Origin of the sequence: Vibrio sp. 1731 (assembly GCF_033339955.1) — a bacterium.
GTDB lineage: Bacteria > Pseudomonadota > Gammaproteobacteria > Enterobacterales > Vibrionaceae > Vibrio > Vibrio alginolyticus.
Map to the genome: position 1 here is coordinate 1 of NZ_JAWOVO010000050.1, position 6,533 is coordinate 6,533.

5 protein-coding genes and 3 pseudogenes are annotated in these 6,533 nt (G+C 55.8%); 7 read left to right on the forward strand and 1 reads right to left on the reverse strand.

The annotated features are described in order from the left end of the window. From R7035_RS24775 to R7035_RS24800, 7 genes and pseudogenes are all read left to right on the forward strand, one after another. Window positions 1–1,165 (forward strand): IS91-like element ISVsa3 family transposase (locus R7035_RS24775; RefSeq protein ID WP_000320694.1); only part of this gene is annotated, 1,165 nt, incomplete at its 5' end. A 345-nt stretch (window positions 1,166–1,510) separates the two neighbouring features. Then, complete coding sequence (locus R7035_RS24780; RefSeq protein WP_086371372.1) at window positions 1,511–2,023, forward strand: dihydrofolate reductase; 513 nt, start codon at window positions 1,511–1,513, stop codon at window positions 2,021–2,023. Window positions 2,024–2,105: 82 nt separating this feature from the next. Beyond that, a pseudogene (locus R7035_RS26235) lies at window positions 2,106–2,441 on the forward strand (toprim domain-containing protein); the annotation flags it as partial. A 13-nt stretch (window positions 2,442–2,454) separates the two neighbouring features. Further along, window positions 2,455–3,483 (forward strand): annotated as a pseudogene (locus tag R7035_RS24785) (IS91-like element ISVsa3 family transposase); the annotation flags it as partial. Between the two features lie 30 nt (window positions 3,484–3,513). Continuing rightward, on the forward strand, window positions 3,514–4,398 hold the full coding sequence (locus tag R7035_RS24790; RefSeq protein WP_001447541.1) for a DUF3363 domain-containing protein: 885 nt from the start codon (window positions 3,514–3,516) through the stop codon (window positions 4,396–4,398). 216 nt (window positions 4,399–4,614) lie between these two features. After that, entirely contained in the window at window positions 4,615–5,829 is a 1,215-nt protein-coding gene (floR, locus tag R7035_RS24795) for a chloramphenicol/florfenicol efflux MFS transporter FloR (RefSeq protein ID WP_000214122.1), read from the forward strand. A gap of 27 nt (window positions 5,830–5,856) precedes the next feature. After that, on the forward strand, window positions 5,857–6,162 hold the full coding sequence (locus tag R7035_RS24800; protein WP_001255015.1) for a LysR family transcriptional regulator: 306 nt from the start codon (window positions 5,857–5,859) through the stop codon (window positions 6,160–6,162). Between the two features lie 266 nt (window positions 6,163–6,428). On the opposite strand, the pseudogene R7035_RS24810 reads toward R7035_RS24800, so the two are convergent. Beyond that, a pseudogene (locus R7035_RS24810) lies at window positions 6,429–6,533 on the reverse strand (TCR/Tet family MFS transporter); the annotation flags it as partial.

The window sequence follows — 6,533 nt, forward strand, 5'->3', positions numbered from 1 at the left end:
GGTTGATGAAGTACTGCCTGAACAACCCATGCGTCAGTGGGTGTTGAGCTTCCCGTTTCAGCTGCGTTTCCTGTTTGCCAGCCGGCCCGAGATCATGGGGTGGGTGCTGGGCATCGTTTACCGCGTCATTGCCACGCACCTGGTCAAGAAAGCGGGCCATACCCACCAAGTGGCCAAGACGGGCGCGGTCACCCTGATCCAGCGTTTTGGATCGGCGCTCAATCTGAATGTTCACTTCCACATGCTGTTTCTCGACGGTGTGTATGTCGAGCAATCCCACGGCTCAGCGCGTTTCCGCTGGGTCAAGGCGCCGACCAGCCCAGAGCTCACCCAGCTGACGCACACCATCGCCCACCGGGTGGGTCGCTATCTGGAACGGCAAGGCCTGCTGGAACGGGATGTCGAAAACAGCTATCTGGCCTCGGATGCGGTGGATGACGACCCGATGACACCCCTGCTGGGGCACTCGATCACTTACCGTATCGCTGTCGGTTCACAGGCGGGGCGAAAGGTGTTCACTTTGCAAACTCTGCCGACCAGTGGTGATCCGTTCGGTGACGGGATTGGCAAGGTAGCCGGGTCCAGCCTGCACGCCGGCGTGGCGGCCAGGGCCGATGAACGCAAGAAGCTCGAACGGCTGTGCCGGTACATCAGCCGCCCGGCGGTATCCGAGAAGCGGCTGTCGTTAACACGAGGCGGCAACGTGCGCTACCAGCTCAAGACGCCGTACCGGGACGGCACCACGCACGTCATTTTCGAACCATTGGATTTCATTGCAAGGCTGGCCGCCCTGGTACCGAAGCCCAGAGTCAACCTAACCCGCTTCCACGGGGTGTTCGCACCCAACAGTCGGCACCGGGCGTTGGTCACGCCGGCAAAACGGGGCAGGGGCAACAAGGTCAGGGTGGCTGATGAACCGGCAACACCAGCACAACGGCGAGCGTCGATGACATGGGCGCAACGGCTCAAGCGTGTTTTCAATATCGACATCGAGACCTGCAGCGGCTGCGGCGGCGCCATGAAAGTCATCGCCTGCATTGAAGACCCTATAGTGATCAAGCAGATCCTTGATCACCTGAAGCACAAAGCCGAAACCAGCGGGACCAGGGCGTTACCCGAAAGCCGGGCGCCACCGGCTGAGCTGCTCCTGGGTCTGTTTGACTGACGAGCCTGAAGGCCAACGATACCAATCAAAATGCTGCGTTCACAGCGCCGCGGCAGGGATCCGCCGTGCTGGTTGTCGGAAAAGGAGCCGCTAGTGGGAAAGAGGAGGGTAAATTTTCAGCGTTGCTGGCTCCCCGTCAGCCGGATTGGGTTGCATCGCAGGGGTGTCGAAAGAGTCAACTGCGGTCCAAAGCTGTTGGACTTGGGTGAAAAGGGCGTTTATTCTTCCTATACGTATGATTCAAACTGCAGATGAGTTACATTTGAAAGAAAAGGTGAAAAAACCAATTGAGAAATTATTGCATGTGCTTAATGCCTCAAATAAAAAATTAATTATTCAATACCGATCATTATGAAACTATCATTAATTGTTGCCATGGATAAAAATTTTGGCATTGGTAAAGACAACGATTTGTTATGGAAATTGCCGGCTGATATGAAATTCTTTAAAGAAACTTCAACAGGTCATGTAGTAATAACCGGACGTAAAAATTATGAATCTATTCCTGAGAAATTTAGACCCTTGCCAAATCGTGAAAATGCCGTTTTAACTCACCAAATCGGCTATCAAGCACCAGGAGCTCATGTCTTTTTTTCACTTACTGAATGTTTAGAGTTCTATAAAAATGAAACCGAAAGAACTGTTTTCATCATTGGTGGGGGACAAATTTATGCAGAAGTTATGCAGCGAAACATCCTTCAAGAAATGTATATCACACAAGTAGATGGAGTGTTTGACGCAGATACTTTTTTTCCTAAATTTTCTGAATCTGAGTGGAATAGTGAAACTGTACTGAAACAGGGTATTGATGAAAAACACGCTTTTGCTTTTGAAATAAAAAAATATACACGTAAATAACTCTAAAACTTACTGTTTTTGTTGAAATGTTTTGTATGTAACGGTTTCAAAACTTCAACGACCTTACTAACTTTGCCTCCTTATGATTTTATGTATAGCTGAAAAACCTTCTGTGGCAAAAGATATTGCCGAAGTAATTGGTGCAAAACAACGCAACAACGGCTTTTATGAAGGAAATGGCTATTGGGTAACCTGGACTTTTGGCCATCTGTGTACATTGAATGAACCCCATGATTACAAAGAAAATTGGAAATACTGGAAATTGGAAGATCTGCCAATTGTACCTAAAAAATTTGGCATTAAACTAATTGATAACGATGGAGTAAAAAGGCAATTTGCTGTTATTGAAAAATTGGTAGCATCTTGTTCTGAAGTCATCAATTGCGGGGATGCCGGGCAGGAAGGGGAGTTGATACAAAGATGGGTATTGGCACCTGGTCAAGAAAGCGGGCCATACCCACCAAGTGGCCAAGACGGGCGCGGTCACCCTGATCCAGCGTTTTGGATCGGCGCTCAATCTGAATGTTCACTTCCACATGCTGTTTCTCGACGGTGTGTATGTCGAGCAATCCCACGGCTCAGCGCGTTTCCGCTGGGTCAAGGCGCCGACCAGCCCAGAGCTCACCCAGCTGACGCACACCATCGCCCACCGGGTGGGTCGCTATCTGGAACGGCAAGGCCTGCTGGAACGGGATGTCGAAAACAGCTATCTGGCCTCGGATGCGGTGGATGACGACCCGATGACACCCCTGCTGGGGCACTCGATCACTTACCGTATCGCTGTCGGTTCACAGGCGGGGCGAAAGGTGTTCACTTTGCAAACTCTGCCGACCAGTGGTGATCCGTTCGGTGACGGGATTGGCAAGGTAGCCGGGTCCAGCCTGCACGCCGGCGTGGCGGCCAGGGCCGATGAACGCAAGAAGCTCGAACGGCTGTGCCGGTACATCAGCCGCCCGGCGGTATCCGAGAAGCGGCTGTCGTTAACACGAGGCGGCAACGTGCGCTACCAGCTCAAGACGCCGTACCGGGACGGCACCACGCACGTCATTTTCGAACCATTGGATTTCATTGCAAGGCTGGCCGCCCTGGTACCGAAGCCCAGAGTCAACCTAACCCGCTTCCACGGGGTGTTCGCACCCAACAGTCGGCACCGGGCGTTGGTCACGCCGGCAAAACGGGGCAGGGGCAACAAGGTCAGGGTGGCTGATGAACCGGCAACACCAGCACAACGGCGAGCGTCGATGACATGGGCGCAACGGCTCAAGCGTGTTTTCAATATCGACATCGAGACCTGCAGCGGCTGCGGCGGCGCCATGAAAGTCATCGCCTGCATTGAAGACCCTATAGTGATCAAGCAGATCCTTGATCACCTGAAGCACAAAGCCGAAACCAGCGGGACCAGGGCGTTACCCGAAAGCCGGGCGCCACCGGCTGAGCTGCTCCTGGGTCTGTTTGACTGACGAGCCTGAAGGCCAACGATACCAATCAAAATGCTGCGTTCACAGCGCCGCGGCAGGGATCCGCCGTGCTGGTTGTCGGAAAAGGAGCCGCTAGTGGGAAAGAGGAGGGTAAATTTTCAGCGTTGCTGGCTCCCCGTCAGCCGGATTGGGTTGCATCGCAGGGGTGTCGAAAGAGTCAACTGCGGTCCAAAGCTGTTGGACTTGGGTGAAAAGGGCGTTTATTCTTCCTATACGTGCCGCGTTCCAGGCGGCGACTATGAGGGCTATGTCGATGCCCATGTGCGCCGGCTGGAGGCGCTACGCCGGGCCGGTATCGTCGAGCGGATCGACGCCGACCAATGGCGCATCCCCGATGATCTGGTCAGCCGTGCCGCCGCCCATGACGCCGGCCGAGACAGTCAGGCCAGCGTTCGCGTCCTTTCCCCGGTCGATCTGAACAAACAGATCGGATCGGACGGCGCGACCTGGCTGGACCGGCGGCTGATCCACGGCGAGACGGCCGACCTTGCGCCAACCGGCTTCGGGCAACAAGTCCGCGAAGCCATGGACCAGCGCCGCGAGCACCATATCGAACAGGGCGACGCCACCCGCAGCCGGGACAGCCGCGTCTTCTACCGGCGCAACCTTCTCGCCATCCTGCGGGAGCGCGAGGTAGCCGGCGTCGGATCGGATATGGCTTTGAGTAAGGGCCTGCCGTTCCGCGCCGCCACGGACGGCGAGAGCGTCAGCGGCAAGTTTACCGGAACCGTGCATCTATCGAGCGGCAAGTTCGCCGTGGTCGAGAAATCCCATGAGTTCACCCTTGTCCCGTGGCGGCCGATCATCGACCGCCAACTCGGCCGCGAGGTTATGGGCATCGTGCAGGGCGGGTCGGTGTCGTGGCAGTTAGGGCGGCAGAGGGGGCTGGAACGCTGAGTGCGCCCATGCCGCATTGCGAAGCAAAAGATAATCGGATAAAATGTAGCAATTCATATTCGTAAGCGTGGAGTAATCAGATGGGAAATTCCAAGTCAGCAGACAAGTAAGCCGCAACAACCAGTATTGTTGTTGCGGCGCTCTGTAAGGCTAGTCTCATCTGATTGCTGACGAGCAGACGTCGCCCGGTATTCCTTAATCGAGGGTTGATTCGTCATGACCACCACACGCCCCGCGTGGGCCTATACGCTGCCGGCAGCACTGCTGCTGATGGCTCCTTTCGACATCCTCGCTTCACTGGCGATGGATATTTATCTCCCTGTCGTTCCAGCGATGCCCGGCATCCTGAACACGACGCCCGCTATGATCCAACTCACGTTGAGCCTCTATATGGTGATGCTCGGCGTGGGCCAGGTGATTTTTGGTCCGCTCTCAGACAGAATCGGGCGACGGCCAATTCTACTTGCGGGCGCAACGGCTTTCGTCATTGCGTCTCTGGGAGCAGCTTGGTCTTCAACTGCACCGGCCTTTGTCGCTTTCCGTCTACTTCAAGCAGTGGGCGCGTCGGCCATGCTGGTGGCGACGTTCGCGACGGTTCGCGACGTTTATGCCAACCGTCCTGAGGGTGTCGTCATCTACGGCCTTTTCAGTTCGATGCTGGCGTTCGTGCCTGCGCTCGGCCCTATCGCCGGAGTATTGATCGGCGAGTTCTTGGGATGGCAGGCGATATTCATTACTTTGGCTATACTGGCGATGCTCGCACTCCTAAATGCGGGTTTCAGGTGGCACGAAACCCGCCCTCTGGATCAAGTCAAGACGCGCCGATCTGTCTTGCCGATCTTCGCGAGTCCGGCTTTTTGGGTTTACACTGTCGGCTTTAGCGCCGGTATGGGCACCTACTTCGTCTTCTTCTCGACGGCTCCCCGTGTGCTCATAGGCCAAGCGGAATATTCCGAGATCGGATTCAGCTTTGCCTTCGCCACTGTCGCGCTTGTAATGATCGTGACAACCCGTTTCGCGAAGTCCTTTGTCGCCAGATGGGGCATCGCAGGATGCGTGGCGCGTGGGATGGCGTTGCTTGTTTGCGGAGCGGTCCTGTTGGGGATCGGCGAACTTTACGGCTCGCCGTCATTCCTCACCTTCATCCTACCGATGTGGGTTGTCGCGGTCGGTATTGTCTTCACGGTGTCCGTTACCGCGAACGGCGCTTTGGCAGAGTTCGACGACATCGCGGGATCAGCGGTCGCGTTCTACTTCTGCGTTCAAAGCCTGATAGTCAGCATTGTCGGGACATTGGCGGTGGCACTTTTAAACGGTGACACAGCGTGGCCCGTGATCTGTTACGCCACGGCGATGGCGGTACTGGTTTCGTTGGGGCTGGTGCTCCTTCGGCTCCGTGGGGCTGCCACCGAGAAGTCGCCAGTCGTCTAACCGACGACTGGTAGCAGGCCCGCTCCGATGCGGCGCACTAACCATCGAAACCTCGTGAATGTCGGTATCCTGTCTGGCAGGATACCGCTCATTTCCCTTGTTCAGTTCATCGCCGTCGCCGAGCATCTGAATTTTCGGCATGCGGCCAAGGCACTTGGTATCAGCCAGTCGAGCGTCAGCGCGCGTGTGAAAGCGCTGGAGGATAACCTTGGTGTCCTGCTATTTGAGCGCCATGCGCGGGGCGTTCGGCTAACAGACGCAGGCAGGCACTTCATGGAGCGTGTCACGGCGGGTGTCGATCAACTCGATCACGCAGTGAAGACCGCGGAGTGACGGGCACTGGCTGGCAATGTCTAGCAACGGCAGGCATTTCGGCTGAGGGTAAAAGAACTTTCCGCTAAGCGATAGACTGTATGTAAACACAGTATTGCAAGGACGCGGAACATGCCTCATGTGGCGGCCAGGACGGCCAGCCGGGATCGGGATACTGGTCGTTACCAGAGCCACCGACCCGAGCAAACCCTTCTCTATCAGATCGTTGACGAGTATTACCCGGCATTCGCTGCGCTTATGGCAGAGCAGGGAAAGGAATTGCCGGGCTATGTGCAACGGGAATTTGAAGAATTTCTCCAAAGCCCGCGACGCAGCGCCGGCAGGCAGAGCAAGTAGAGGGCAGCGCCTGCAATCCATGCCCACCCGTTCCA